Here is a 2,740-nt window from a genome sequence, read left to right on the forward strand (position 1 = left end):
ACGCTGTCCCTGTTCACGTCGCAGCCGTGGCTGGCGTCCCTGCAGGACGAGGGGATGCGGCGCGAGGTGTTCGAGGCGTCGACGGGCCGGGGCGGGGCCGGGGAGCACGAGACGCTGATGACGGCGATGGCGATGGTGCGGCTGCGGCTGCGCAAGGCGCGGCTGCTGGGGGCGCAGAGCTGGGCCGAGCAGGCGCTGAAGGACCGGGCGGCGCCGTCGACGGCGGCCGTGGAGGAGCTGCTGGCCGCGATGGCGCCGCGGGCGATGGCCAATGCGCGGGCGGACGCGGCGACGGCGGCGGCGCACGCGGGCCGGGCGGACGCCGAGGTGGCCCCGTGGGACTGGCCGGTGCTGTCCGCGGCGTACGCGCGGGAGGAGTTCGCGGTGGACGCGGACGCCCTGCGCCCGTACTTCGAGCTGGACCGGGTGCTGACCGAGGGCGTGTTCGCGGCGGCGACGGCGCTGTACGGGCTCACGTTCGCCGAGCGCCCGGAGCTGGCGCGGCACCTGTACCGCCCCGGGATCCGGGTGTTCGAGGTGACGGGTGAGGACGGTGCCGGGGTGGGTCTGTTCGTCGCGGACCTGTTCGCGCGGCCGACCAAGTCGGGCGGTGCCTGGATGCACACGGTGCGGGACATGGCGGACGCCCTGGGCGAGCGCCCGGTGGTGTTCACCACGATGAATGTGCCGGCCCCGGCGGCGGGGCGTCCGGCCCTGCTGACGCTGGATGAGGCCACGACGCTGTTCCACGAGTTCGGCCACGCCCTGCACGGGCTGCTGGCCCGGGGCGAGTACGCCTCGCTCACCGGGACGAACGTGCCGCGCGACGTCGTCGAGTTCCCGTCGCAGGTCAACGAGGTGTGGCTGCGCGAGCCGTCCCTGCTGGCCGCGTACGCGCGGCACGTGGAGTCGGGCGAGCCGCTGCCGGCGGGGACGCTGGAGCGGCTCGAGGCGGCGGACCTGTGGGGCGAGGGGCACCGCACGGTCGAGTATTTGGGCGCGGCGCTCGTGGACTGGGCCTGGCACTCGCTGACGGAGGAGACGGTGGACGCCGCCACGGCCGACCCGGCCGCGTTCGAGCGCCGGGTGCTGACCGAGGCGGGCATCGACCCGGACCTGGTGCCTCCGCGCTACGGCACCGGCTACTTCAAGCACATCTTCGGCGGCGGCTACGCGGCCGGGTACTACTCCTACGTGTGGGCCGAGGTGCTGGACGCGGACGCCGTGGAGTGGTTCCGCGAGCACGGCGGGATGACGCGGGAGAACGGCCGCCGGTTCGCGGACGAGCTGCTCTCGCGGGGCGATACGCGTGACCTGCTGGAGTCCTACCGCGCGTTCCGTGGCCGGGACGCCGAGCTCGAGCCGCTGCTGCGCCGTCGGGGGCTGGCGGACGCCGCGGCCTGAGCGCGGTCAGCGCCCCCGGCCGCCGGGGCGGGGGGCGCTGAGCACGGCGCGCAGCCAGCCGCGCACGGTGGTGTCCCACTTGCGCGGGTCCACGTTCTGCTCGCGGGTGTGGCGGGCCTGGTGGAAGCGGACGAACCGCACGAGGTCCGGGTTGCGCTCGGCCAGGTCCTGCGAGGGGCCGACGGGCACGTACTCATCGTCCTCGGAGTGCAGGATCAGCGTGGGCACACGCACGTGGTCGGCGCGGGTCACCCAGTCCAGGGCCTTGAGGTCCACGGGGGCGGCCAGGCCCGTGATGAACCGGCCGGCCCGGTTGGCCAGCAGCCACTGGCCGAGCAGGCCCACGGCTTCGGGGATCCGGTTGAGCCGGGCCTGGTGGCGCAGCACGTCCACCCAGTCGATGACGGGGCCCGTCAGGACCGCGCCGCGCACGTGCGGGGCCAGCGGGGAGCGGTCCACGGTCTGCAGCACCACGGCCCCGCCCATGGACCAGCCGAAGAGGACGACGTCCCGGGCGCCGTGGTCGAGGGCGTAGCGGATGGCCGCCTCGACGTCCTCCCATTCGGTGGTGCCGAGCCCGTAGCGGGCGTCGGCGGCGTCCGGGGCGTCGCCGTCGTTGCGGTAGGAGATCAGCAGCGACGTCATGCCCAGGCGGCGGGCGGTCGGCACGGCGCGGATGCCCTCGTTGCGGCGCGCGCCGCGGCCGTGGACCATCACCGCCCACAGCCCCTCCGCGGGACGGGGTTCGCCGTCCTCGCTGGGGTCCGGCTCGATGCGCCATGCGCGGGCGTGGCCGCCGGGCACCGGCACCTGCACGTCCTCGGCGTCGAGCCCGGCGTCGGCGGGGGTCGGGTAGACGAAGCCGGTGAACCGGCCCCGGGTCGCCGTCGTCAGATCGCCGGAGAAGACCTCCTCGACCGCGCGCTGCACCGTGCCGTCCCGGGGGTCGAAGGAGGTGATCTCCCCGATGCGGGCGCATCCGGCGCCGTCGTCGAACGTGAGGGAGTACTGGCCGGGCACGGTGGTGTACTCGTCGGCCTGCAGGATCACGTCCTGCCCGGCGGGCGTGTCGACGACGGCGAGGATCGGCGTGGACTCGGCGTGGCGGCGCACGGGGGTCACCACGGTGCGGGCGAACACGCCTGCGAGCGCCGAGCTCGCCCCGGCCAGCACGAAGGCGGAGGCCGCGGCGACGCTGAGCACGGGCGGGGCCCAGCGGGCCACCGGGGAGGCCACGGCCACGCCGCCGCGCACCGATCCGGTGACTCCGCGGCGGACCAGGCGGCCCGCTCGGCGGACGGGGGAGTCGCGACCCCCGGCCGGCCGGGGTGCCACG

2 protein-coding genes are annotated in these 2,740 nt (G+C 75.7%); one reads left to right on the forward strand and one right to left on the reverse strand.

Annotation, left to right across the window (positions count from 1 at the left end):
* A partial coding sequence (locus QL983_RS10965) for a M3 family metallopeptidase (RefSeq protein ID WP_290152995.1) occupies positions 1 to 1,404 on the forward strand: 1,404 nt, incomplete at its 5' end.
* A gap of 6 nt (positions 1,405 to 1,410) precedes the next feature.
* On the opposite strand, the gene QL983_RS10970 is transcribed toward QL983_RS10965, so the two are convergent.
* Complete coding sequence (locus QL983_RS10970) at positions 1,411 to 2,739, reverse strand: alpha/beta fold hydrolase (protein WP_290152997.1); 1,329 nt, start codon at positions 2,737 to 2,739, stop codon at positions 1,411 to 1,413.
* Position 2,740: the final 1 nt, after the last annotated feature.

The sequence above is a fragment of the Micrococcus sp. APC 4021 genome, assembly GCF_030407635.1.
Taxonomy (GTDB): Bacteria; Actinomycetota; Actinomycetes; order Actinomycetales; family Micrococcaceae; genus Micrococcus; species Micrococcus luteus.